This is a genomic window from Variovorax sp. 350MFTsu5.1 (assembly GCF_048302515.1).
Classification (GTDB): domain Bacteria; phylum Pseudomonadota; class Gammaproteobacteria; order Burkholderiales; family Burkholderiaceae_C; genus Variovorax; species Variovorax guangxiensis.
Genome location: NZ_CP157620.1, coordinates 633,818 through 656,812 on the forward strand (window position 1 = coordinate 633,818; position 22,995 = coordinate 656,812).

Annotated in this window: 19 protein-coding genes; 9 read left to right on the forward strand and 10 right to left on the reverse strand. The window is 68.0% G+C overall.

Annotated elements, in window-relative coordinates:
* Nucleotides 1–107 precede the first annotated feature (107 nt).
* The 6 genes from leuS (at nt 108) to ABL843_RS02810 (ending at nt 9,270) form a co-directional block, all read left to right on the forward strand.
* Nucleotides 108–2,738 (forward strand): leucine--tRNA ligase, encoded by a 2,631-nt coding sequence (gene leuS / locus ABL843_RS02785; RefSeq protein ID WP_418118890.1) that lies wholly within the window; start codon nt 108–110, stop codon nt 2,736–2,738.
* A 35-nt stretch (nt 2,739–2,773) separates the two neighbouring features.
* Nucleotides 2,774–3,292 (forward strand): LPS assembly lipoprotein LptE, encoded by a 519-nt coding sequence (gene lptE / locus ABL843_RS02790; protein WP_418118891.1) that lies wholly within the window; start codon nt 2,774–2,776, stop codon nt 3,290–3,292.
* Between the two features lie 18 nt (nt 3,293–3,310).
* Complete coding sequence (gene holA / locus ABL843_RS02795) at nt 3,311–4,384, forward strand: DNA polymerase III subunit delta (RefSeq protein WP_418118892.1); 1,074 nt, start codon at nt 3,311–3,313, stop codon at nt 4,382–4,384.
* Between the two features lie 87 nt (nt 4,385–4,471).
* Nucleotides 4,472–5,773 (forward strand): glutamate-5-semialdehyde dehydrogenase, encoded by a 1,302-nt coding sequence (locus ABL843_RS02800; RefSeq protein WP_418118893.1) that lies wholly within the window; start codon nt 4,472–4,474, stop codon nt 5,771–5,773.
* Between the two features lie 119 nt (nt 5,774–5,892).
* Entirely contained in the window at nt 5,893–7,224 is a 1,332-nt protein-coding gene (gshA, locus tag ABL843_RS02805) for a glutamate--cysteine ligase (protein ID WP_126022228.1), read from the forward strand.
* Nucleotides 7,225–7,401: 177 nt separating this feature from the next.
* On the forward strand, nt 7,402–9,270 hold the full coding sequence (locus ABL843_RS02810; protein WP_126022227.1) for a potassium transporter Kup: 1,869 nt from the start codon (nt 7,402–7,404) through the stop codon (nt 9,268–9,270).
* A gap of 13 nt (nt 9,271–9,283) precedes the next feature.
* Here the strand turns inward: ABL843_RS02810 and ABL843_RS02815 are convergent, their stop codons facing one another.
* On the reverse strand, nt 9,284–10,204 hold the full coding sequence (locus tag ABL843_RS02815; protein WP_418118894.1) for a polysaccharide deacetylase family protein: 921 nt from the start codon (nt 10,202–10,204) through the stop codon (nt 9,284–9,286).
* A 13-nt stretch (nt 10,205–10,217) separates the two neighbouring features.
* The gene (locus ABL843_RS02820; RefSeq protein WP_176665962.1) at nt 10,218–10,646 is read right to left on the reverse strand and encodes a nuclear transport factor 2 family protein; all 429 of its coding nucleotides are present in this window, start codon (nt 10,644–10,646) and stop codon (nt 10,218–10,220) included.
* Between the two features lie 275 nt (nt 10,647–10,921).
* On the opposite strand from ABL843_RS02820, the gene gshB reads away from it, so the two are divergent.
* Nucleotides 10,922–11,881: a glutathione synthase gene (gene gshB, locus ABL843_RS02825; protein ID WP_126022224.1), complete on the forward strand. Its 960-nt coding sequence runs from the start codon at nt 10,922–10,924 to the stop codon at nt 11,879–11,881.
* A gap of 18 nt (nt 11,882–11,899) precedes the next feature.
* On the opposite strand, the gene ABL843_RS02830 is transcribed toward gshB, so the two are convergent.
* The 4 genes from ABL843_RS02830 to ABL843_RS02845 form a co-directional block, all read right to left on the reverse strand.
* Nucleotides 11,900–14,116 carry a TonB-dependent receptor gene (locus ABL843_RS02830; RefSeq protein WP_418118896.1) on the reverse strand — a complete coding sequence of 739 codons (2,217 nt, stop codon included), beginning with the start codon at nt 14,114–14,116 and terminating at the stop codon, nt 11,900–11,902.
* Between the two features lie 110 nt (nt 14,117–14,226).
* Entirely contained in the window at nt 14,227–14,994 is a 768-nt protein-coding gene (locus tag ABL843_RS02835; protein ID WP_126022222.1) for a class II glutamine amidotransferase, read from the reverse strand.
* Between the two features lie 52 nt (nt 14,995–15,046).
* Nucleotides 15,047–16,186: an ABC transporter substrate-binding protein gene (locus ABL843_RS02840; RefSeq protein ID WP_126022221.1), complete on the reverse strand. Its 1,140-nt coding sequence runs from the start codon at nt 16,184–16,186 to the stop codon at nt 15,047–15,049.
* Between the two features lie 73 nt (nt 16,187–16,259).
* Nucleotides 16,260–17,747: a DHA2 family efflux MFS transporter permease subunit gene (locus tag ABL843_RS02845; protein ID WP_126022220.1), complete on the reverse strand. Its 1,488-nt coding sequence runs from the start codon at nt 17,745–17,747 to the stop codon at nt 16,260–16,262.
* Nucleotides 17,748–17,881: 134 nt separating this feature from the next.
* Here ABL843_RS02845 and ABL843_RS02850 point away from each other — a divergent pair, with 134 nt between their 5' ends.
* Nucleotides 17,882–19,201, forward strand: coding sequence for a zinc-binding metallopeptidase family protein (locus tag ABL843_RS02850; RefSeq protein WP_418118897.1), 1,320 nt, complete (start codon nt 17,882–17,884; stop codon nt 19,199–19,201).
* Here ABL843_RS02850 and ABL843_RS02855 read toward each other — a convergent pair.
* From ABL843_RS02855 to ABL843_RS02870, 4 genes are read right to left on the reverse strand one after another with little or no spacing between them, the layout of a single operon-like run.
* On the reverse strand, nt 19,192–19,449 hold the full coding sequence (locus tag ABL843_RS02855; RefSeq protein ID WP_418118898.1) for a cysteine-rich CWC family protein: 258 nt from the start codon (nt 19,447–19,449) through the stop codon (nt 19,192–19,194). The two genes, ABL843_RS02850 and ABL843_RS02855, sit on opposite strands and share 10 nt — an antisense overlap.
* Nucleotides 19,446–20,702, reverse strand: coding sequence for a 6-phosphofructokinase (locus ABL843_RS02860; protein WP_418118899.1), 1,257 nt, complete (start codon nt 20,700–20,702; stop codon nt 19,446–19,448). Before ABL843_RS02860 ends, ABL843_RS02855 begins: the two co-directional genes overlap by 4 nt.
* Nucleotides 20,703–20,759: 57 nt before the next feature.
* Nucleotides 20,760–21,575 (reverse strand): enoyl-CoA hydratase-related protein, encoded by an 816-nt coding sequence (locus tag ABL843_RS02865; RefSeq protein ID WP_418118901.1) that lies wholly within the window; start codon nt 21,573–21,575, stop codon nt 20,760–20,762.
* 32 nt (nt 21,576–21,607) lie between these two features.
* A complete protein-coding gene (locus ABL843_RS02870) occupies nt 21,608–21,967 on the reverse strand; it encodes a DUF2917 domain-containing protein (RefSeq protein WP_418118902.1) in 360 nt (119 codons plus the stop codon).
* 82 nt (nt 21,968–22,049) lie between these two features.
* Between ABL843_RS02870 and ABL843_RS02875 the strand changes: the two genes are divergently transcribed.
* Nucleotides 22,050–22,985 carry a LysR substrate-binding domain-containing protein gene (locus ABL843_RS02875; protein WP_418118903.1) on the forward strand — a complete coding sequence of 312 codons (936 nt, stop codon included), beginning with the start codon at nt 22,050–22,052 and terminating at the stop codon, nt 22,983–22,985.
* The last annotated feature ends 10 nt before the right edge of the window (nt 22,986–22,995 follow it).

Here is a 22,995-nt window from a genome sequence, read left to right on the forward strand (position 1 = left end):
GGGTTGGCGAAGCGACACGAAGTGCGCGCAGCCTGGGGGCGAGTCTAGTCCGGCGCGATAATCCCGCGTTCCCGGCCGCTTCCTAGCCGGGCTCTTGCCGAACCGCCATGAATCCCAGCTACAAACCCAGCGACGTCGAGTCCGCTGCCCAGGCGCAATGGAGCGCCGCCGATGCCTACCGCGTCACCGAGGACGCGAGCCGCAAGAAGTACTACGCCTGCTCGATGCTGCCGTACCCCAGCGGCAAGCTGCACATGGGCCACGTGCGCAACTACACGATCAACGACATGCTCACGCGCTACCTGCGCATGAGCGGCTACAACGTGCTGATGCCGATGGGCTGGGACGCCTTCGGCCTGCCGGCCGAGAACGCGGCGCTGAAGAACGGCGTGCCGCCGGCCAAGTGGACCTACGAGAACATCGCCTACATGAAGGGCCAGCTCCAGGCCATGGGCCTGGCCATCGACTGGAGCCGCGAGATCGCCACCTGCGACCCCAGCTACTACAAGTGGAACCAGTGGCTGTTCCTGAAGATGCTCGAAAAGGGCATCGCCTACCGCAAGACCCAGGTCGTCAACTGGGACCCGGTCGACCAGACCGTGCTGGCCAACGAGCAGGTGATCGACGGCAAGGGCTGGCGCACCGGCGCCACGGTCGAGCGCCGCGAGATCCCGGGCTACTACCTGAAGATCAGCGACTACGCCGAGGAACTGCTCGAGCACACCCAGCACAAGCTGCCGGGCTGGCCCGAGCGCGTCAAGCTGATGCAGGAGAACTGGATCGGCAAGAGCGAGGGCGTGCGCTTCGCCTTCACGCACGACATCAAGGGCGCCGACGGCAAGCTGATCCAGGACGGCCGCATGTACGTGTTCACCACGCGTGCCGACACCATCATGGGCGTGACCTTCTGCGCTGTCGCGCCCGAGCACCCGCTGGCCGCGCATGCCGCCACGCTCGACCCCAAGGTCGCGGCCTTCATCGAGGAGTGCAAGAGCGGCGGCACCACAGAGGCCGAGCTCGCCACGCAGGAGAAGAAGGGCGTGCCCACCGGTCTCACGGTGACGCACCCGATCACCGACGAGCAGGTGCCGGTGTGGGTCGGCAACTATGTGCTCATCAGCTACGGCGACGGCGCCGTGATGGGCGTGCCCGCCCATGACGAGCGCGACTTCGCCTTCGCCAACAAGTACGGCATCGAGATCATCCAGGTCGTGCTGGTCGACGACGAGCCGCACTTCGACTATCACAAGTGGCAGGACTGGTACGCCGACAAGCAGCGTGGCGTGACCATCAACTCCGACAACTTCAGCGGCATGAGCTACAAGGAAGCCGTCGCCGCCGTGGCGCACGCGCTGAGCCAGAAGGACCTGGGCGAGATGCAGACCACCTGGCGCCTGCGCGACTGGGGCGTGAGCCGCCAGCGCTACTGGGGCACGCCGATCCCGATCATCCATTGCGAAGAACACGGCGCGGTGCCGGTCCCCGAGAAGGACCTGCCGGTGGTGCTGCCCACCGACTGCGTGCCCGACGGCTCGGGCAACCCACTGCACAAGCACGAAGGCTTCCACGCCGGCGTGGTCTGCCCCGTCTGCGGCAAGCCCGCGCGGCGCGAGACCGACACGATGGACACCTTCGTCGACTCGTCGTGGTACTTCATGCGCTACTGCGACCCGAAGAACGACGACGCCATGGTGGCCGGCGGCGCCGACTACTGGATGCCGATGGACCAGTACATCGGTGGCATCGAGCACGCCATTCTTCACCTGCTGTACGCGCGCTTCTGGACCAAGGTGATGCGCGACCTCGGCCTGGTGAAGGCCGACGAGCCCTTCAGCAAGCTGCTGACGCAGGGGATGGTGCTCAACCACATCTTCTACTCGCGCAACGCGAAGGGCGGCAAGGACTACTTCCCGCCCTCCGAAGTCACACCCGTGCTCGACGCCCAGGGCCGCATCGTCGGCGGCACCGCGGCCGACGGCACGAAGGTGGAATACGGCGGCGTCGGCAAGATGGGCAAGAGCGAGCGCAACGGTGTCGACCCGCAGGACCTCATCGAGAAATACGGCGCCGACACCGCGCGCCTGTACACCATGTTCACTGCGCCGCCCGAGGCCACGCTCGAGTGGAACGACGCGGCCGTCGAAGGCAGCTTCCGCTTCCTGCGCCGCGTGTGGAACTTCGGCGTGGCGCAGGCCGACGTGGCGCCCGTCGCACTCGCTGGCCAGGCCTTCGGCAAGAACGCCCAGGCACTGCGCCGCGAGGTCCACACCGTGCTGCGCCAGGTCGACTACGACTACCAGCGCATGCAATACAACACGGTGGTGTCGGGCGCGATGAAGCTGCTCAACGCGCTGGAAGGCTTCAAGCCCGACGGCAGTGCTGGCGACGCCGCGGCACTGCGCGAGGGCTTCGGCATCCTGCTGCGCTGCCTCTATCCGGCCACGCCGCACATCGCCCAGCAGCTGTGGAGCGAGCTCGGCTACGACAAGGACCTGGGCGGCCTGCTCGACGCGCCCTGGCCCGTGGTCGACGTGGGCGCGCTGGTGCAGGACGAGATCGAGCTCATGCTGCAGGTCAACGGCAAGCTGCGCGGCAAGCTCAGCGTGCCGGCAGGCGCCTCGAAGGACGAGATCGAGAAGCTCGCGCTGGCCTGCGACGACTTCGTGGCCTTCGCCGAAGGGGCGTCCGCCAAGCGCGTGATCGTGGTTCCGGGCCGCCTGGTCAACGTGGTCATCTGAAACGCCGCACGAACGGCTCAACCATCCAAGCAAGCATGAACACTCGCAACGTCTCGCTGCCGCGCCGCGGCCTCCTCCTCGGGCTGGCGGCCGGCGCCTCGCTGGGCTTGACCGGCTGCGGCTTCGAGCTGCGCAAGGCGCCGGTCTTCGCGTTCAAGTCGCTGTCGGTGTCGGGCAACTCGGCCATGATCAACCAGATCCGGCGCGAGCTGCGGGCTGCGGGCACCGTGACGGTGATGTCGGCCGAGGATGCGTCCAAGGCCGACGTCGTGCTCGAGATCCTGAGCGAGGACCGCAACCGCATCGTTATCTCGACCAACTCGGCCGGCCTGGTGCGCGAGCTGCAGCTTCAGCTGCGTGTGCGCTTCAAGCTGCGCACGCCCGGCGGCAAGGACCTGCTGCCGCCCACCGACGTCTCGCAGACGCGCGACCTGAGCTTCAACGAGACCAACGCGCTGGCCAAGGAAGGCGAGGCCGACCTGCTGTTCCGCGACATGCAGTCGGACATCGCGCAGCAGCTGATGCGCCGGCTTGCGGCGCTCAAGGAAATCTGAGGCGGGTCCTTCGTTTCCATGCAACTTGCCAGCGCCCAGCTCGGGGCCCATCTGCAGAAGGGCCTGAAGCCGCTCTACACGATCCACGGCGACGAGCCGCTGCTCGCGCAGGAGGCGGCCGACGCAATCCGAGCGGCGGCGCGCGCGAAGGGCTACACCGAGCGCAGCTCTTACACGGTGGCTGGCGCGCACTTCGACTGGAGCGCGGTGCTCGCGGCCGGGGGCTCGCTGTCGCTCTTCGCGGACAAGCAGATCGTCGAGATCCGCATTCCCTCGGGCAAGCCCGGCAAGGACGGTAGTGCTGCCCTGCAGCAGCTGGCGGAGGCGGCGCCCGGCAACGACAGCACGCTCACGCTGGTGATGCTGCCGCGGCTGGACAAGGCCACGCGCACCGGCGCCTGGTTCTCGGCGCTGGAGAACAACGGCGCGAGCATCCAGGTCGACCCCATCGAGCGCAACGCGCTGCCGCAGTGGATCGCACAACGCCTGGGCCAGCAGGGCCAGCGCGTGATGCCCGGCGACGAGGGCCAGCGCACGCTGCAGTTCTTCGCCGATCGCGTGGAAGGCAACCTGCTGGCCGCGCACCAGGAGATCCAGAAGCTCGCGCTGCTGCATCCGGCCGGCGAGCTGAGCTGGGAGCAGGTGGAAGGCGCGGTCAACAACGTGGCGCGCTACGACGTGTTCAAGCTCTCCGAGGCCGTGCTGGCGGGCAATCCGCAGCGCGTGGCGCGCATGCTCGACGGCCTGCAGGCCGAGGGCGAGGCCGAAGTACTGGTGCACTACGCGATCGCCGAGGACATCCGCGCCCTCAAGCGCGTGAAGGACGCCATGGCCGCCGGCCGCCCGCTGCCGATGGCGCTGCGCGAGAACCGCATCTGGGGCCCGCGCGAGCGCGCCTTCGAGCGCGTGCTGCCGCGCCTGGACGACCGCATGCTGGCGCGCCTGCTGCGCGCCGCGCACGTGGTGGACGGCATCGTGAAGGGGCTGAAGCAGCCCGACTGGCCCGCCAGCGGCTGGCAGGCGCTGCAGCGGCTGGCGCTGATGCTGTGCCGCGCCTGCGGCAGCGCGGGCGGCACGCCGCGGCGCGCCTGAAGGCTGCCCGGCGAAGCGGGCTGGCGGCTCCAGCCGCCAAAAGGCCTGCGCCAGCCGGGCGGCGGGTCGGCGTGGGAAAATAGCCCGATGAACGCGTTCAACGTAAGCGAACACATGCAGACCCTGGGCCTGCAAGCCAAGACCGCTGCATTCCTCATGGCCCGTGCCGATGCGGCCAGCAAGAACAAGGCGCTGAAGGCGCTGGCCCGCCGCCTGCGCGAAGCCGGCCCGGCGCTCGCGGTCGCCAACCAGAAGGACCTGGAGCGCGCCACCGCCGCCGGCCTGCCTGCCCCGATGGTCGATCGCCTGAAGCTCACGCCCAAGGTCATCGAGACCGTCGCCCAGGGCTGCGAGCAGCTCGCCGGCATGGCCGACGTCATCGGCGAGATCATCGGCATGAAGCAGCAGCCCAGCGGCATCCGCGTGGGGCAGATGCGCGTGCCGATCGGCGTGTTCGGCATGATCTACGAGAGCCGGCCCAACGTGACCATCGAGGCCGCGAGCCTGGCGATCAAGAGCGGCAACGCCGCCATCCTGCGCGGCGGCTCGGAGGCCATCGACTCGAACAAGGCGCTGGCGGTCCTGGTGTCCGAGGCGCTAGCCGAGGCCGGGCTGCCGGTCGAGGCGGTGCAGCTGGTGCAGACCACCGACCGCGAGGCCGTCGGCCAGCTGATCGCCATGCCGGAATTCGTCGACGTGATCATTCCGCGCGGCGGCAAGGGCCTGATCGAGCGCATCAGCCGCGACGCCAAGGTGCCGGTCATCAAGCACCTGGACGGCAACTGCCACGTCTACGTGGACGACACGGCCGAGTTCGAGATGGCGCTGCGCATCGTCGACAACGCCAAGACCCAGAAGTACAGCCCCTGCAACGCCGCCGAAGGCCTGCTGGTGTCGGCTTCGGTTGCCGAAGACTTCCTGCCCGAGATCGCCGCCATCTTCGCGGCCAAGGGCGTGGAAATGCGCTGCGACCCGGCGGCCGCTGCCATCCTGCGCGAGAGCGAGGCGCTGGGCGCGGTGAACCCGCCGGCGAAGATCGTCGACGCGGTGGAGTCCGACTGGTACGAGGAGTACCTCGCCGCGGTCATCAGCATCAGGGTGGTGGCCGGCGTGGACGAGGCCATCGCGCACATCAACCGCTACTCGAGCCACCACACCGACGCCATCGTCACGCGCGACCACGTGCATGCACAGCGCTTCCTGCGCGAGGTCGATTCGGCCAGCGTGATGGTCAATGCGAGCACACGCTTCGCGGACGGCTTCGAGTTCGGGCTGGGTGCCGAAATCGGCATCAGCACCGACAAGTTCCATGCGCGCGGCCCGGTGGGCATCGAAGGACTGACCTCGCTCAAGTACGTGGTGCTGGGGCAAGGCGAAGTCCGGACCTGATGAGCCGCACGGGAGCGGTCGATCCGATGCGTCCGCGCGCGGTCTTGTCATTGGGGCGACCAGCCCCAAATCCTACAATTCCACTCCACCTTTAAGCACAAAACCAACAAGGCCGCTGCATGGTTCCGCATCTAGTCACCGCCCTGACCGGCCCGATCAACGAACTGGAGCAGCGGGTGCTCGACTCGATGCCCGCCATCGAGCGCTGGTTCCGGCTCGAATGGATGGAGCACACGCCGCCGTTCTACAGCGCCGTCGACATCCGCAACGCGGGCTTCAAGCTGGCGCCGGTCGACACCAACCTCTTTCCGGGCGGCTGGAACAACCTCACCAAGGAAATGCTGCCGCTGGCGGTGCAGGCCGCGCAGGCGGCCATCGAGAAGATCTGTCCGGAGGCGCGCAACCTGCTCGTCATTCCGGAAAACCATTCCAAGAACACCTTTTATCTCGCCAACGTCGCGCAACTCGTGCGCATCTTCCACATGGCGGGGCTCAACGTGCGCATCGGGTCGATCGATCCGGCCATCAAGTCGCCCAAGAAGATCGAACTGCCCAATGGCGAGACCGTGACGCTGGAGCCGGTGGTGCGCACCAAGCGACGTCTGGGGCTCAAGAACTTCGATCCGTGCACAATTCTCCTTAACAACGAGCTTTCTGCGGGAACTCCCGGCATCCTCGAAGATTTGCACGAGCAGTACCTGTTGCCACCGCTGCATGCGGGCTGGTCGGTGCGCCGCAAGAGCAATCACCTGCACAGCTACGAGGAGCTGTCCAAGCGCTTCGGCAAGCTGCTGGGCATCGACCCGTGGCTCATCAACCCGATCTATGCGCGCGCCGAGGGCGTCGACGTGGCCGAGGGCCGCGGCATCGACGTGCTCACCAGCCATGTGGATGCGGTGCTGACCAAGGTGCGCCGCAAGTACAAGGAATACGGCATCAACGAGAAGCCCTTCGTGGTCGTCAAGGGCGGCCACAGCGGGAGCGGCAGCCCCGGCGTGGTGACGGTTCGCGACGCCAAGGACGTGGAGTCGCTGATCGGCAAGCCGCGCGGCGGTGCCAGCGCCAGCGTTCCGGCGGCATCCGCGAGGAACGCCGCCGGCCGCGACCTGCGCGAGCCGACGGAGCTGATCGTCCAGGAAGGCGTGCTCACCAACGAGCGCGTGCACAACGGCGTGGCCGAACCGGTGGTCTACATGATGGACCGCTACGTGGTCGGCGGCTTCTACCGGGTGCACGCCGAGCGCGCCGCCGACGAGAACCTGAAGCTGCCGGGGGCGAGCTTCGTGCCGCTTGCCTTCTCTGAAAGTGCGCACTTGCCACAGCCGGGCGCCAAGCCTGGCGCCAGCGCGCCCAACCGCTTCTACATGTACGGCGTGGTCGGCCGGCTGGCCATGGTGGCCGCCAGCTACGAGATGGAAGCGACCGATCCGGACGCCGAAATCTACGAGTGATTGGCCGGGGGCTCCCCGCCTCGGCTTGCACCGAGCGCAGGCGGCGGCAAAATAGCGGCCCCACAGCAACGGAAACAAAAGGGCGGGAGGGCGATCCGGGTGAACTAAAGTTCGCCGTTCGCACCCGGCGTGCCTGACGCGTCGATTCCAGCAGCCTGCCCTTTTCCCATCGACTTCGTGTCAGCCCCCAAAAATCTCTCAGCCGGCCTGATCGTCGGCGCCATCGGCGTCGTCTATGGCGACATCGGCACCAGCGTGCTGTACGCCGTCAAGGAAGTGTTCGGCCACGGCCACGTGCCTTTCACCGTCGAGAACGTCTACGGCATCCTGTCGATGTTCTTCTGGACGCTCACCGTCATCGTCTCCATCAAGTACGTCGTGCTCGTGCTGCGGGCCGACAACGAAGGCGAGGGCGGCCTGGTCGCCATGCTGGCGCTGGCCTCCCGAGCGGTGGCCGACAAGCCCAGGCTGCGCCACCTGCTGCTGGTGGTAGGCATCTTCGGCACCTCGCTCTTCTATGGCGACGGGGTCATCACCCCGGCCATCTCGGTGCTCTCGGCGGTCGAGGGCCTGGAGGTGGTGTCGCCGCACTTCACGCACTACGTCATTCCGCTCACGCTGGTCGTGCTGTTCTGCCTGTTCGTGGTGCAGAAGCGCGGCACCGCCGGCATCGGCAAGTTCTTCGGGCCGGTGACGCTGACCTGGTTCATCGCGATCGCGGTGCTCGGCGTGTCGCAGATCCTGCACCACCCCGAGATCCTGAAGGCGCTGAACCCGTTCTACGCGCTGAAGTTCATGTGGGACAACCCCGGCACCAGCTTCATCCTGCTGGGCGCGACCGTGCTGTGCGTGACCGGCGCCGAGGCGCTGTACGCCGACCTCGGCCACTTCGGCAAGAGCCCGATCCGCATCGCGTGGTTCTCGGTGGTGATGCCCGCCCTCACGCTCAACTACTTCGGCCAGGGCGCGCTGCTGCTGGAGAACCCCGAGGCGGTGAAGAACCCGTTCTTCATGATGGCGCCCGAGTGGGCGCTCATTCCGCTGGTGCTGCTTGCTACCGCAGCCACGGTGATCGCGTCGCAGGCACTCATCACCGGCGCCTTCAGCGTGACGCGCCAGGTGATCCAGCTGGGCTACCTGCCGCGCCTGAACATCGAACACACCAGCGTGCGCACGGCGGGCCAGATCTACATTCCGCTGGTCAACTGGGGCCTGTTCGTGGCCATCGTGCTGGCGGTGGTCATGTTCCGCTCGTCGAGCAGCCTGGCCGCGGCCTACGGCATCGCCGTGACTACCGACATGCTGATCACCACGGTGCTCACTTTCTTCGTGATCCGCTATGCGTGGAAGCTTCCCCTGGCGCTGTGCATCGCCTCCACCGCGGTCTTCTTCGTGGTCGACTTCCTGTTCTTCGCGTCGAACCTGCTCAAGCTCTTCGAGGGCGGCTGGTTCCCGCTCTTGATCGGCGGCTTCGTCTTCACGCTGATGATTACCTGGAAGGAAGGCCGCCGCCTGATGGGCGAGGCGCAGCACGCCGACGCCATCGACCTGAAGTCCTTCCTCGATTCCGTGTTCGTGAGCCCGCCCGCGCGCGTCGACGGCACGGCGGTGTTCCTCACGGCCGAGCCGGGCGTGGTGCCCAACGCGCTGCTGCACAACCTGAAGCACAACAAGGTGCTGCACGAGCAGAACATGTTCGTCACCGTGCGCAACCACGAGGTGCCGTGGATTCCGATGGACAAGCGCATCGAGATCGAGGCGCTGGGCCACCACTGCTGGCAGATCATCGTCCACTACGGCTTCAAGAACGACATCGACCTGCCGCGCGCCCTCGAGAACGCGCGCATGCGCGGCTGCCAGCTCGAGCAGATGACGACCAGCTACTTCCTGTCGCGCGACGTCGTCATCCCGACGCTGGGCAGCGGCATGGCGCCGTGGCGCGAGAAGCTGTTCGCGCAGATGCACCACAACGCGAGCGGTGCGGCGGCCTTCCTGGGGCTGCCGAACAACGCGGTGGTGGAGCTGGGGTCGAAGATCGAGATCTGAGTCCGAGCGCGGCTCAGTCGAATTCTCCCGGTCGCTCCTTTTCGAGCCCGGCCACGTGCGAGGCGATCGCACCGGGCGTGGTGAACCAGATCTCGCCCCGGTCGCGCGCCTGCGCCAGCCGCTCCAGCGCGCTGCGAAGGTGCCTCAGCCGGTAGGGCTGCCCCACGATGTACGGATGCAGCGCCAGCCCCATCACCAGCGGCTGCGCGCGCGACTGATCGAGCATTTCCTCGAAGTTGTCGATCACCATCGCGCTGAAATCCTTCGCGTCCATCAGGCGGCCGACGATCATCGGGATGTCGTTGAGCTCCTGCGGATACGGCACCGACCACAGCGAGCCGCCGCGCGTGCGCATGCGCAGCGGCTGGTCGTCGTGGCACCAGTTGAGCGTGTAGCCGTAGCCGGTCTCGGCCAGCAGGTCGGGCGTGAGGGCGCTTTCGGAAATCCACGGCGAGAGCCAGCCCGCGGGCGCCTGCCCGCTTTCGCGCAGCATGCGCTCGCGGCAGCGCAGCAGCAGGGTGCGCTCGTGTTCCTCGTCGAGCACGCCCTGGCGTTCGGCGTTGCTGTGGCCGTGGCCGATGAGCTCGTCGCCGCGCGCCACCAGGGCCTGGACCAGCTCCGGGCAGTGGTCATACAGCGCGGTGTTGACGAGTGCGCCGGTCGGCAGCGCGAGCGAATCGAACAGTTCGAGACAACGCCAAGCACCCACGCGGTTGCCATATTCGCGCCAGCCGTGGTTGAGCACGTCCGGCTGCGGCGAGGCCGGGCCGATGCATGCGCCCAGTCCGTCGCCGAAGGCGAAATGCTCGACGTTGAAGCCGATGTACACCGCCAGCCGCGCGCCGTTCGGCCACGCGTAATCGGGCCGCCGCGTGATCGGCCGGTAGTCGAAGCGGTCGTGCGTGGGGAGCCGGTCGGGCCAGCGCGTCGTCATGCCGCCGGCCTCATCACAGCACGGCGAGCCCGGCGCGCACCAGCAGCCATTCGGCGCTGTCGTTCCAGACGTCCATCTGCACGATCAGGCCGTGGCGCACCACGTAGCGGTCGACGTACCGGTTGCCTTCGAAGGCCGTGCCGTCGGGCCACGCACCGTAAAGCGTGCCGAGGCTGTAGACCACCGTTTCCTCGGGCGTGCCGCCGGCCACCGTTTCGGTGCGCTCGATCTTCTTCTTGACCCAGGCGTAGCGCCGGGCGTTGAAGGCCGAGGTGTCGGCTGGCGCATGCATCGGGCGGTTGCCGGTGAAGCGGATGCGGATGTCGGGCGCGGTGAAGCGCGAGGCCGACTGCGGGTCCGGGATCATCACCAGGCGCAGGAATTCGTCGACCACGGCGGCGGGATCGAGCGCAGGGCCGCCCTGCGAAATGGATGTGTCCACGAGGTTCTCCGGGAGTTGTCGGAGGTGGAGACACGCAATTCCCGTGCCGGATGGTTGACTTTATCGGAGTCAGATTGTTGACCATCCTGCGCCCTTGGGCGCCCGGCACAATCGCCCGGATGCGCGCTGCGCGACAAGGCCGGACACGGCGGGCCGAAGAGAAAAAAGCCCCCGCCGGCAAGGACATCGCCGCTTCCGGCAACATCGCGCCCCGTACCAACGCAATGCCAACGCCAATGGCCGCCGCGCCCCGGCAACGCAAGAAAGAACGCCTGATGAAAAACATCCTCTTCGTCGCCGATCCGCTCGATCACTTCAAGATCTACAAGGACACGACCTTCTCGATGATGCGCGAGGCGCAGCGCCGCGGCTACCGCATCGCGGCCTGCCTGCCGCAGGACATCCAGTGGAAGTCGGGCGGTGTGGTCACGGCCACGGTGCAGCAGATCACGCTGACCGGCGACGCGAGGGACTGGTACCGCGTCGACATCTCCGAGGCCAAGGCGCTGAAGGATTTCGACGCCGTGCTCATGCGCAAGGACCCGCCCTTCGATGCCGAGTACATCTACGCCACGCACCTGCTGGAGCAGGCCGAACGCGAGGGCGCCCAGGTAATCAACAAGCCGCGCGCGCTGCGCGACCACCCCGAGAAGCTCGCGATCATGGAGTTTCCGCAGTTCACCACGCCCACGCTGGTGACGCGCAGTGCGCAGGCGGTGCGCGACTTCCATGCCGAGCACGGCGACATCATCCTCAAGCCGCTCGACGGCATGGGCGGCATGGGCATCTTCCGCGTGAAGCAGGACGCGCTGAACCTCGGCTCCATCGTCGAGACGCTCAACAAGGATGGCGCCGAAACCATCATGGTGCAGCGCTTCGTGCCCGAGATCTCGCAGGGCGACAAGCGCATCCTCATCATCGCGGGCGAGCCGGCGCCCTTCGTGCTGGCGCGCATCCCCCAGGGCACCGAGGTGCGCGGCAACCTGGCAGCGGGCGGCAAGGGCGTGGCCCAGCCGCTCACGCCGCGCAACCGCGAGATCGCCGAGACCGTGGGCCGCGCGCTGGCGCCGCGCGGGCTGCTGCTGATCGGGCTCGACGTGATCGGCGACTCGGTCACCGAGATCAACGTGACCAGCCCGACCTGCTTCCAGGAAATCACCGAACAGACCGGCTTCGACGTGCCGGCGATGTTCATCGACGCGCTCGAGGCGAACCTGCGCGAGCAGGGCCGCTGAGCGCGCCGCGGCGGTCAATCAGAAGTCGATCGTGCCGCTCACCGCGAAGGTGCGCGGCGCACCCAGCACCAGGTAGTTGCTGCCCTGCGTGCCGCCCACCGAGGCCCAGTACGACTTGTTGAAGAGGTTGTCGATGCGCGCGCGCAGCGTGAGCAGGCGTCCGTTGCCCAGGTCGACCAGGTAGCGCGCGCCCACGTCGAAGCGCGTCCACGACGGCACCGACTGCGTGTTGGCGGCGTTGGCGTACTGCTTCGAGGTGTAGAGCAAGCGGGCGTTCAGCGACAGGTTGCGCACGCCGGGCACGTCCCACTCGGCGCCGAGGTTGGCCTGCTGCTTGGCCACGCCGATGGCGGTTAGGCCATCGGTGGCGCCGCCCTGGGTGTTCTTCTGCTTGGCGTCGAGCAGCGTCAGCCCGCCGAGCAGGCGCAGGCCCTTGGCGGGCTGGCCGAACACCGACAACTCCAGCCCTTGGTTGCGCTGCTTGCCGTAGAGGCCGTAGGTCTGGCCCGCGTAGTAGTAGGTGGGCTGGTCGGTGGTGAAGAACGCCGCGCTCGCGCCCAGCGTGCCGCCGTCGTACTTGACGCCGATCTCCTTCTGCCTGGCCTGGTACGGCGCGAATATCTCGCCAGCATTGGCGACGGGCAGGCCGTTGACCGTACCCGGTGCCACGTTGCCCTTGACGAGGCCTTCGATGTAGTTGGCGTAGGCCGAGACGGTCGGCGTGATCTTGAACACGACGCCGGCTACCGGCGTGGTCTTGCTCTTGTCGTAGGTGCTCGACTGCTTGAGCGTGGTGTAGGCGTAGCTGGTCTGCTCGATGGTCTGGCGGCGCGCGCCGAGCGTGACGAGCAGGCGGTCGTCCATGAACGACATGGTGTCGGCAATGGCCACGCTCGACGTGTCTATCTTGTCGGTCAGGCGCGGGTCTTCCAGTGTGTTGCCGGTGAAGGAATTGGCGACGGGGTAGGGCGACGCGTAGGGCGCGTAGATGTTGTTGCGGATGGTGCCGCGCGAGATCGTGTAGGCGTTGTCGCGGTCGTTGCTGTACTTGGCCGCCGACACCACCACGGCGTGCTTCACCGGGCCGGTCGCGAAGTTGCCGCGCACGCCGATCTCGGCCGTGCCGATGCGGTCCTTGCGGGTGTTGCTGAAGCGGGTGTTGCTGGTGTTGCCGAAGGCGTCGGCGAGCGTGGGGTTCGACAGCACGTTGTCCTCGTCGCTGCGGCGCACGCCGCCGGCGGCCCAGGCCGTGATGTTGTCGGTGATGTCGACCTCGCCGCGGAAGGTGGCGAACTTGTCCTTTTCCTTCGAATAGGTCCAGGGCTGGGCGAAGTTGGTGCGGGCGTCGGGCGCGCGCGGGATCGGCAGCGTCGACGAAGGCGTCAGGCTCGGGCGGCCGTCCTTCAGGTCGTAGTCTTGATAGCCGAAGTCGGCCGACAGGCGCACGTTGCGGTTGTGCCAGTCGAGGCCGACGTTGAAGGCGCTGAGCTGCTGGCTCTCGTTCTTCACGCCGGTGCCGCCTTCGCGGCGCACCGCGTTCACGCGCACGCCCAGGCTGTCGTCGGGGCCGAAGCGGCGTGCCAGGTCGAGGTTGACGTAGCCCTGTCCGCCTGTCTGCACGCCGAAGCCGACGCGGGTGAGCGGCTCGTTGGGCGCGCGCTTGGGCAGCAGGTTGATCGCACCGCCGATGCCGCTGCCGCCGGGAGCTGCGCCGTTCAGGAAGGTGTTGGCGCCGCGGAAGACTTCCACGCGCTCGAAGAACTCGGAGGCGATGTACTGGCGCGGCAGCATGCCGTACAGGCCGTTGTAGGCGACGTCGTCGGAGTACACGGGGAAGCCGCGCACCACGTACAGCTCCTGGAAGTTGCCGAAGCCGCGAGCCTGGCGCACCGACGGATCGTTGAGCAGCACGTCGGCCACGCTCTTGGCCTGCTGGTCCTGGATCAGCTCGTTGGTGTAGTTGGTGCTGGAAAACGGCGTGCTCATCATGTCCTGGTTGCCCAGGATGCCGACCCGGCCGCCGCGCGACACCTGTCCGCCGGCGTAGGGCTTGGTCAGGCCCTCGGCCGAGGCGTCAGCGCTGGCTTCGACGGTCACGGTGGACAGCGTGCCGACGCTCGAAACCACCGGAGCCGCCGGCTGCGTTGCGGTGGTCTGGGCCAGAGCTACCGCGGCATTCAGCGCAAGCAGCGTTGCGACCACGGTCGGCCGGAGATGGAAGAAGGAAGCGGGCATGAACGGTTCAATTTGCAAATGAGAACCGTTATTGTTTACTCGTATGCGCCCACCCGTCGATACTTTCTTGCAATGTTGCGAAAAAGTGTCAGTCGAAAGACTGACTCGCCTCAGTTTCCGACGCGCTGCCCGTCCACGAACACCTGCAGCTCGCCCGGCGCGAACTGTGTCCATGTCTCGTTGGTGGTCAGCGGCGAGGTCACGACCACGGCCACGCGGTCGTTGGGCGTGGTGTGCTGTGCGAAGTCGATCTCCAGGTCTTCGTCCGACAGCTGCGCCGTCACGAAGGGATGGCGGCGCTCCACGTACCAGAGGTTGGTCGAGGCGTGTGCCCACAGCGCCTGCCCGTTGGACAGCATGAAGTTGAAGGTGCCGTGGCTCGCCAGCTGCGGGGCCAGCTCGCGCAGCGTGAGCGTGAGCTCCTCGATGCTCGGCACGCCCGCGTGCGACTTGGCCAGCTCCTGCATGATCCAGCAGAAGGCGTGCTCGCTGTCTGTGTTGCCCACCGGGTGGAAGTTGCCGTGCAGGCGCGGGCGGAACTCCTTCAGGTCGCCGTTGTGGGCGAACACCCAGTAGCGCCCCCACAGCTCGCGCACGAACGGGTGGCAGTTCTGCAGGTTGACCTCGCCCTGCGTCGCCTTGCGGATGTGCGCGATGACGTTGCGGCTCTGTATGGGGTAGCGCCGGATCAAATCTGCCACCGGCGATTCGCAGGCTGGCTGGTGGTCGACGAAGTGCCGCAGCCCGCGATCCTCGAAGAATGCGATGCCCCAGCCGTCGGCATGGTGGTCGGTGCGGCCGCCGCGCTGCGCGAACCCCGTGAAGCTGAAGGTCACGTCGGTCGGCGTGTTGCAGTTCATTCCTAGCAATTGGCACATGGCGCTATTAGACGCGAGTGCCGGCCGGCCGTGCGGCGGATCCGCTCGCCGCTCAGCGCACGAAGCGGCCCTCGGGCGTGACGCGCACCATTTCGATGAAGCGCGAGCCGGTGGTGTTGCCGGTCGAGAAATCGATGTCCATGCCGGCCAGGCGGAACTTGAGCGCGCGCAGCGTCGCATGCAGGCGTGCGCGCGTCAGGTCGCGGCCGGTGCGCTTGAGCGCCTCGATCATCACCAGCCCGTTCAGGTAGCCCTCGAAGCTGCCGTAACCCACCGGCACCTGTGCCCGCTCCGCCAGCCGGCGATAGTCGCGCGTCACGGTCTCCACTTCGCCCCAGGGATAGGGCATGACTTGCGAGATCGCGAGGCCGCCTGCCTGCAGGGCCACCACCTTGGCCGTGACTTCGCCCGGCACGATCGACATGCCGTAGAACATCGGCTTGCTGCCGGCGGCGTAGGTGGCCTTGATCACCTCGCCGGCCACGGTGCCGGCCAGGTACATCAGGATGGCCTGCGATTGGCTGTCGGCCAGCGCCTTGCCGGCGGCGGCGGCGTCGGAGCCGTCGCCCTTGGCGACCACCTTGGCAGTCGGCACCAGCTTGTGCGGGACCATGGCCGCCTCGATCAGCTTGACCGCCTCGGCGCCGCCGGGGTTGTCGAGGTGGACGATCGCGATCTTGTTCACGCCGATGGTCGCCAGGTGCTCGACCAGGGCCTGCGCTTCACGGGCGTTGCTGGCGCGCACGAAGTAGGCCGAGCCCGCGACGCGTTCGCGCGCGCTGTCGCCCACCCCGTAGCCGCCCACGCTGGGCGCGCCGCTCTGCTGCAGCAGCTTCGCCGCGGCGGCCGTGGTGCCCGAGCCCACGCAGCCGAAGAAGGCGAACACGCGATGGTCGTTCAGCAGCTTGGTGTAGTTCTCCAGCGCCTTCTCGGGCTTCAGCTCGTCGTCCAGCGCCACCATCTTGATCTTGCGCCCGTTCACGCCGCCCTGTTCGTTGACGGCATCGAACGCCAGCGCGGCACCGTTGTGCACGACCTTGATCTGCGATCCGAGCGGACCGCTCAGGACAGCCGAACTGCCGAGCACGACTTCGCTGTCGCTCACCCCCGTTTCGGCGGCTTGCGCGCAGGAGAGCCGAGCGAGCCCGGCGGCGGCCACGGCCGTCGATGCGATAAAACTTCTGCGTTGCATGTAAGACCCATCCCAACTGATTTAACAAATTCTCACAATTAGAGACGATGGGTTCTTTCGTATTACTCGGTGCTTACCCTGACTGTGGCGGGCGACGCAACTGCCACGCCGCGCAAATGGCCAGCGCGCAAAGGCCGGCGAGCATCGCGAACACCTCGTCGAAGGCCGCGAGCCGCGCCGGGCTGGTCATCGGGTTGGCCAGCGAATCGCCGTGCGCCGCGAGCCGCCACTCCAGCACGATCGCGCACAGGCTCACGCCGGCCGCGCCGCCGAGCATGCGCACGAAGTTGATCGCGCTCGCGCCCTGCGGGATCAGCGGCTTGGCCAGCGGGCGCATCGAGCCCAGGTTGAGCGAGGGCAGGATGAAGCCCAGCCCGATGCGCCCGATGATCGCGAAGGCCACCAGCAGCCACAGCGCGCTGTCCAGCCGCAGCACCATCATCAGCGCGAACGAGGCCGCCAGCAGCGCGAGGCCGATGGTCACCAGCACCCAGGTCGGATGCTTGTCGGCCAGCCGGCCCACGCCGGCGATGGTGAGCGCCAGCACGATGCCCGCCGGCAGCAGGATGGTGCCCACGTGGGAAGCGGAGAGATGCAGCCCCACCTGCATGTACACCGGCAGCAGGTAGGTCGAGCCGAAGAGCGCCGTGCCGTAGATGAATGCGACCACGCTGCCCATCGCGAACTGCCGGTAGCGGAAGAGCGCGAGGTTCATCAGCGGCGTGCCGCCCGAGGCCGCGAGCCGCCGCTGCCACCACACGAAGACGCCGAACGAGGCCAGCGCGCCCGCCAGCAGCAGGGCCGCCTGCAGCGGCGAATCGCCGCGCAGCGCCACCAGGCCGTTGAGCAGGCACAGCGTGCCGACCGTGCCCAGCGCCAGTCCGCGTGCGTCCAGCCCGTCGCCGCGCGCGGCCGCCACGCCGCCGGGCGCGGTCTTGGGCACGAACTTGTAGGCCAGCCACAGCGATGCGAGGCAGAACGGCACCACCATGAAGAAGATCGAGCGCCAGCCGAACAGGTCGACCAGCACGCCGCCGATGCTCGGCCCGATGGCCGGCGCCAGCACCACGCCCATGCCGAAGATGCCGCTGGCGCGCCCCTGCTCGTGCGGCTCGAAGGCGCGCAGGATGATGATGGCCGGAATGGGCTGAACCACGCCCGCGGCCAGCCCCTCGGCCACGCGCGCGAACAGCACCAGCGAGAAGTCGTTGGCCACACCGCCCACGATGCCGCCGATCAGCAGCAGGAGCATCGTGCCCACGTAGGTGCGGCGGTAGCCGTAGCGCGACAGCAGCCATGGCGTGGTGAGCATCGACACCGTCATCGCCACCATGAAGCCCGAGCTCACCCATTGCGCGCGCTCCTGTCCGAGCGAGAAGTGGTGGCTCATGCCGGGGATGGCCACGTTGACGATGGTCGAGGACATGATCGACGCCATCGTCCCCACCATCACCGACAGCAGCAGGTACCAGCGGTAGCGTTCGCCGTAGCGCTGGCGCATCGTGCCGATGGAGGGCGGGGCCGGCGTGCTCGCGGCTTCTTGGGGCGGTGGGGAGGTCATGGGGCGGCGGAATGTCTCGGGTCCGTCGTCCTACAAGCATATCGGGCTTTGCGCGGCGGCAAATGAAAGGGGCGACCGCAAAATGCACCCGCTGTCCCTTCCGCGTCAGGAAGATCAATCAAGACAACTGCCGCATGAATGCTCCATCCGACGATCAAGCCAACGCCCAGCCGGTTGCCTCCGGCGAAGCGCAAGGGGAAGGCGCGCCCACCCTCGCCGCCGAGCTGGCCGCGCCCACCCTCGCCGCCGAGCTGGCCGCGCCCACCGTCAGCCGCGCCTACCGATGCCAGTGCGAGCGCCCCGTGTTCCTGCGCAACAGCGAATGCCTGGCATGCCACACGCCGCTGGGCTACGTGATCGAGCGGCTCGGCGTGATGCCGCTCGCGCCCGCGGAAGGCGCGGGCGCGCAGCCCGACACCTTCACTGTGTTCGGCGATCCGCACGGCAAGACCTACAGCCGCTGCGTGAACTTCATGACGCCGGCCGGCTGCAACTGGATGGTGCCCGCCGCGCGTGAAGGCGAGCAGCAGCCGCCCGACACGCATGGCCTCGCGCCCGGCTACTGCCTGGCCTGCAGCGTCACGCGCACCATTCCCGATCTCTCGGTGGAAGGCAACGGCGAACTCTGGCGCAAGCTCGAGACCGCCAAGCGCCGGCTGCTCTCGCAACTGCTCGCGCTGGGCCTGCCGGTGGTGAGCCGCCACGCCGATCCCGAGCACGGGCTGGCCTTCGACTTCCTCAGCAACACGCCGGGCGGCCCGCACGTGATGACCGGCCACCAGCACGGCGTGATCACCCTCAACGCCGAGGAGGCCGAGGACGCCGTGCGCGAGCGCATCCGCGCCGAGATGCGCGAGCCCTACCGCACCCTGCTGGGCCACTTCCGCCACGAGATCGGCCACTACTACTGGGACCTGCTGGTACAGCCCACGCAGTGGATCGACGACTTCCGCGCCCTCTTCGGCGACGAGCGCGCCGACTACGCCGCCGCGCTGCAGACGCACTACGAGCAGGGCCCGCCGCCCGACTGGGCCGACCGCTTCGTGAGCAGCTACGCCAGCACCCACCCGTGGGAGGACTGGGCCGAGACCTGGGCCCACTACCTGCACATGGCCGACACGGCCGACACCGCGATGAGCTTCGGCGTCGACGCGACCAACGTCGAGCTCGCGAGCGACCTCTTCACGCCTGCCGACCTGTGGCAGCCCGACGACCCCGACGCCGGCAGGTTCCTCGACTTCATCAACGGCTGGGTGCTGCTCACCAACGTGCTCAACGAGTTGTCGCGCAGCATGGGCCAGCCCGACTACTACCCCTTCGTGCTGCCGCGCGTGGCGGTGGGCAAGCTGCAGTTCATCCACCGCGTGGTCACGCAGCAGCGGCCGGGCGACGCGCCCTCGATGGTGGTGGCCGGCGACATCGAGCCGGCCCAGGAGAGCCCCGCTCAGTCCTGAGGAGAGCGCGGAGGTGGGGGCGGCTGGCCGGCCGCGCAGCGCATGCAGATGCACGCGAGCCCGCGCATTTCTTCCGGCAGGTTGGTGAGAGGCGCCTTGCTGAAGTCGACCTGCATGCACCAGCAGGGCGGCTGCGCCTGGCCCGTCTCGCGCTCCATCTCCATCGCGCAGCGGTTCGCCTCGCCGCACAGCGGGCAGCGCGTGGCGTCGATCAGGCCGGCCGGAGCCTCTGCAGTGGTGGACATCATGAAATCCCGAAGGCCGGCAGCTTCTTCGCGACGACGTCGTTGCGCAGCGTCGCGTACACCGGCAGCCCGCCGCTGTAGGCGGGGTAGTCCTCGCCCTCGATCAGCGGCAGCAGGTAGCGGCGGCACTTCTCGGTGATGCCGTAGCCGTCGTCGGAGATGAAGTCGCGCGGCATCGGCTTCTCGACGTTGGCGACCGATTCGAGCGGCGCGCTGCCCAGGCGGTAGGCGTAGGGCGCGTCGGAGATGCGTTCGATGGTCGGCATCACCGCGTTGCGGCCTTCCAGCGCGAGCTCGACCGCACGCTGCCCCAGCTCGTAGGCCTGCCGCACGTCGGTGGCCGATGCGATGTGCCGCGCCGCGCGCTGCAGGTAGTCGGCCACGGCCCAGTGGAACTTGTGGCCCAGCGCGTCCTTGACCATCTGCGCCACCACCGGCGCCGCGCCGCCGAGCTGCGCATGGCCGAAGGCGTCGCGCGTGCCCTGTTCGGCAAGGAATGTTCCGTCGGGGTGGTGGCAGCCTTCGGACACCACCACCGAGCAGTAGCCGTGCTGCTTCACCAGCTCGTCCACGCGCGCGAGGAAGCGTGCCTTGTCGAACTCGATCTCGGGGAACAGCACCACCACCGGAATGCCCTGGTCCGCCGCGAGCCCGCCGGCCGCCGCGATCCACCCCGCATGCCGGCCCATCACCTCGAGCACGAACACCTTGGTTGAGGTGGCGGCCATCGAGCGCACGTCGAACGAAGCCTCGATGGTCGACACTGCCACGTACTTCGCGACCGAGCCGAAGCCGGGGCAGCAGTCGGTCAGCGGCAGGTCGTTGTCGATGGTCTTGGGCACGTGGATGGCTTGCAGCGCATAGCCCATCGACTGCGAGAGCTGGCCTACCTTGAAGCAGGTGTCGGCCGAATCGCCGCCGCCGTTGTAGAAGAAATAGCCGATGCCGTGCGCCTTGAAGACCTCGATCAGCCGCTCGTACTCGCGCCGGTTCTTCTCCAGCGACTTGAGCTTGTAGCGGCACGAGCCAAAGGCGCCGGAAGGCGTGGTGCGCAGCGCCGCGATGGCTTCGGCCGATTCGGCGCCGGTGTCGATCAGCTCTTCGGCCAGCGCGCCGATGATGCCGTTGCGCCCGGCGTAGAGCTTGCCGATGCGGTCGGGGTGGCGGCGCGCCGTCTCGATCACGCCGCAGGCCGAGGCGTTGATGACCGATGTGACGCCGCCCGACTGGGCGTAGAAGGCGTTGGGGATGGACATGCGCGGCATTGTCCTGCAGCCCCCCGGGCGGCGCCAGTGGACGCCGGTGTCCGGATGTCAGCGGCTCTCGAACACCGGCGCGCGCTTCTGCAGAAACGCGCTCACGCCCTCGCGGAAGCTGGGCTTGTCGATCAGCTCGCGCTGGCGCTCGCTCTCGTAGTGCAGCTGTTCCTTCAGCGTGTGGTGCTCGGAGGCTTCGAAGGCTGCTCGCGCTTCCAGCACCGCGTGCGCGGGCAGGCGGGCCAGGCGTCGGGCGATGCCCTTGGCCTCTTCGAGCAGTTGCTCGTCGTCCACGCAGGCCCAGATCAGGCCCCACTGCACCGCACGTCCGGCGCCCACGCGCTCGTCGAGCAGCGCCATGCCCATGGCGCGCGCACGGCCCGCGCGGCGCGGAATGGCCCAGGTGCAGCCCAGGTCCGGAACGATGCCGAGCTTCGGCAGGAAGGGCAGGTAGAAATAGGCGCTGCGCGCCGCGATGGTCACGTCGGCCGCGAGCGCCAGGCCCACGCCCGCACCGGCGGCCGGGCCGTTCACCGCCGCGACCACCGGCACCGGCAGCGTGCGCAGCGTCTCGATCAGCGGGTTGCTCAGGCTCTGCATCCACTCGGCGGTCTGCGTGCCGAGCGACTTGCCCTCTTCGGGCGGCGCCATCGCGCTCAGGTCGGCGCCCACGCAGAAGGCCTTGCCGGCGCCGGTGAGGATCACGGCGCGCACCGAGCGGTCGTCGCGGATGTGCTCCAGCGCGTCGCGCAGCTCGATTTGCAGGTCGCGCGCGATGGGGTTCAACTTGGCGGGCAGGTTCAGCGTCAGCGTCGCAATGCCGTCGGCCTGCTCCTGGAGGATGAAGGGTTGTGCAGCGGTGTCGGAACTCATGGCATCGATGGTTCGACGCGCATGGAGACCGGTCAAGCCGGGGACAACCCGTGGGAGCGAAGTCGCCATTGCGACCATGCGCTGGCATCCCGCGAACGCAGCGGCATCGCGGCCGGCTGCGCGTCGGACACGGTGATGCACGACGACTCCAGCGCCGACACCAGCACGCGCCGGTGGTCGGTGCTCTCGAAGCGCTCGCCGGGCTCCAGCACGATGTCGCGCGTGTCGCTGTCGATCGTCACCCACACCGAGCCGCTGCGGCATTCGATGCCCACGCCCGCGCCGTCGGGCACGGTGAAGACCGAGCGCTTCGGCAGGCTCACGTGGAAGCGGGAAGTGCTGGACGAGAAGGTCACGGCGGGAGAAGAAGGGTTCGAAGAAGAGGTGCTCATGGCAAGCTCCATTGCATTCACTATGCGAATGAATATAGTGAACCGAAGCCCTCCTTACACACGGTCATTAAGAACTCGTTGCATGCGCCCAGAGAATGTGAAAGCCGCCAATGCCACCGGCGGCGAGCTTCCCCCGCTAGAACTGCTGCGCAGCTTCGAGGCGGCTGCGCGCCGGCTGAGCTTCACGCTGGCGGCCTCGGAGCTGCACCTCACGCAGTCGGCCGTGAGCCGGCAGATCCAGCAGCTGGAAGCCAGCCTGGGCGTGCTGCTTTTCGAGCGGCGCCACCGCGCGCTGTCGCTCACCGAGGCCGGCGGCGTGCTGCAGCGCGCCGTCACCGACAGCCTGGAGCGCCTGCGCGACGCCACGGCGCGGGTGCGCGCGAGTTCCGCGCCCCGGCAGGTGGCGATCACTACCACGCCGGGCTTCGCGTCGATCTGGCTCATTCCGAAGCTGGCGCGCTTCACGGGCAGCCATCCGCAGGTCGACGTGCGGGTGTCGGCCACGCTCGACGTGCTCGACCTGGAAAGCAGCCGCATCGACCTGGCGGTGCGCTTCGTGCCCGTCGGCCGCGGCGTGGGGCCGGCGCTGTTCGAGGAGTCGGTGATCCCGCTGTGCTCGCCGCAGGTGGCTGCGTCGCTGCGCGAGCTTTCCGATTTCTCCAAGCTCACGCTGCTCACCGTCGAGTACCCCGACCACAGCGAGGCGCCCACTGCCGATTGGGAACCCTGGCTCAAGGTCATGGGGCTGGAAGACCTGCGCATGAAGAGCACGCTGCGCTTCACGCAGTACGCCGATGCCGTGTCCGCCGCTGTGGCGGGGCAGGGCGTGGTGATCGGCCGGCTGCCGCTGCTGAGCGAACTGGTGCGCGATGGCCGGCTCGTGGCGCCGCTGGGCGAGGGCGCTGCCTCGCATCGCGGCTATTTCATCGAGATGTCCAGGCGCGCCGCAGGCAATCGCGACGCGCAGGAGTTCGCGCAGTGGCTGCGCGACGAGGCCGAGGCCGCGCAGCGCAGCTGACGCACAACGA

Coding starts and splice junctions, on each gene's coding strand:
- ABL843_RS02875 (WP_418118903.1), top strand. CDS start 22,050: ATGCGCCCAGAGAATGTGAAAGCCGCCAATGCCACCGGCGGCGAGCTT.
- ABL843_RS02870 (WP_418118902.1), bottom strand. CDS start 21,967: ATGAGCACCTCTTCTTCGAACCCTTCTTCTCCCGCCGTGACCTTCTCG.
- ABL843_RS02800 (WP_418118893.1), top strand. CDS start 4,472: ATGAACGCGTTCAACGTAAGCGAACACATGCAGACCCTGGGCCTGCAA.
- lptE (WP_418118891.1), top strand. CDS start 2,774: ATGAACACTCGCAACGTCTCGCTGCCGCGCCGCGGCCTCCTCCTCGGG.
- ABL843_RS02815 (WP_418118894.1), bottom strand. CDS start 10,204: ATGACGACGCGCTGGCCCGACCGGCTCCCCACGCACGACCGCTTCGAC.
- ABL843_RS02860 (WP_418118899.1), bottom strand. CDS start 20,702: ATGTCCATCCCCAACGCCTTCTACGCCCAGTCGGGCGGCGTCACATCG.
- ABL843_RS02865 (WP_418118901.1), bottom strand. CDS start 21,575: ATGAGTTCCGACACCGCTGCACAACCCTTCATCCTCCAGGAGCAGGCC.
- ABL843_RS02855 (WP_418118898.1), bottom strand. CDS start 19,449: ATGATGTCCACCACTGCAGAGGCTCCGGCCGGCCTGATCGACGCCACG.
- gshA (WP_126022228.1), top strand. CDS start 5,893: ATGGTTCCGCATCTAGTCACCGCCCTGACCGGCCCGATCAACGAACTG.
- ABL843_RS02835 (WP_126022222.1), bottom strand. CDS start 14,994: ATGTGCCAATTGCTAGGAATGAACTGCAACACGCCGACCGACGTGACC.
- leuS (WP_418118890.1), top strand. CDS start 108: ATGAATCCCAGCTACAAACCCAGCGACGTCGAGTCCGCTGCCCAGGCG.
- ABL843_RS02830 (WP_418118896.1), bottom strand. CDS start 14,116: ATGCCCGCTTCCTTCTTCCATCTCCGGCCGACCGTGGTCGCAACGCTG.
- ABL843_RS02845 (WP_126022220.1), bottom strand. CDS start 17,747: ATGACCTCCCCACCGCCCCAAGAAGCCGCGAGCACGCCGGCCCCGCCC.
- ABL843_RS02850 (WP_418118897.1), top strand. CDS start 17,882: ATGAATGCTCCATCCGACGATCAAGCCAACGCCCAGCCGGTTGCCTCC.
- holA (WP_418118892.1), top strand. CDS start 3,311: ATGCAACTTGCCAGCGCCCAGCTCGGGGCCCATCTGCAGAAGGGCCTG.
- gshB (WP_126022224.1), top strand. CDS start 10,922: ATGAAAAACATCCTCTTCGTCGCCGATCCGCTCGATCACTTCAAGATC.
- ABL843_RS02840 (WP_126022221.1), bottom strand. CDS start 16,186: ATGCAACGCAGAAGTTTTATCGCATCGACGGCCGTGGCCGCCGCCGGG.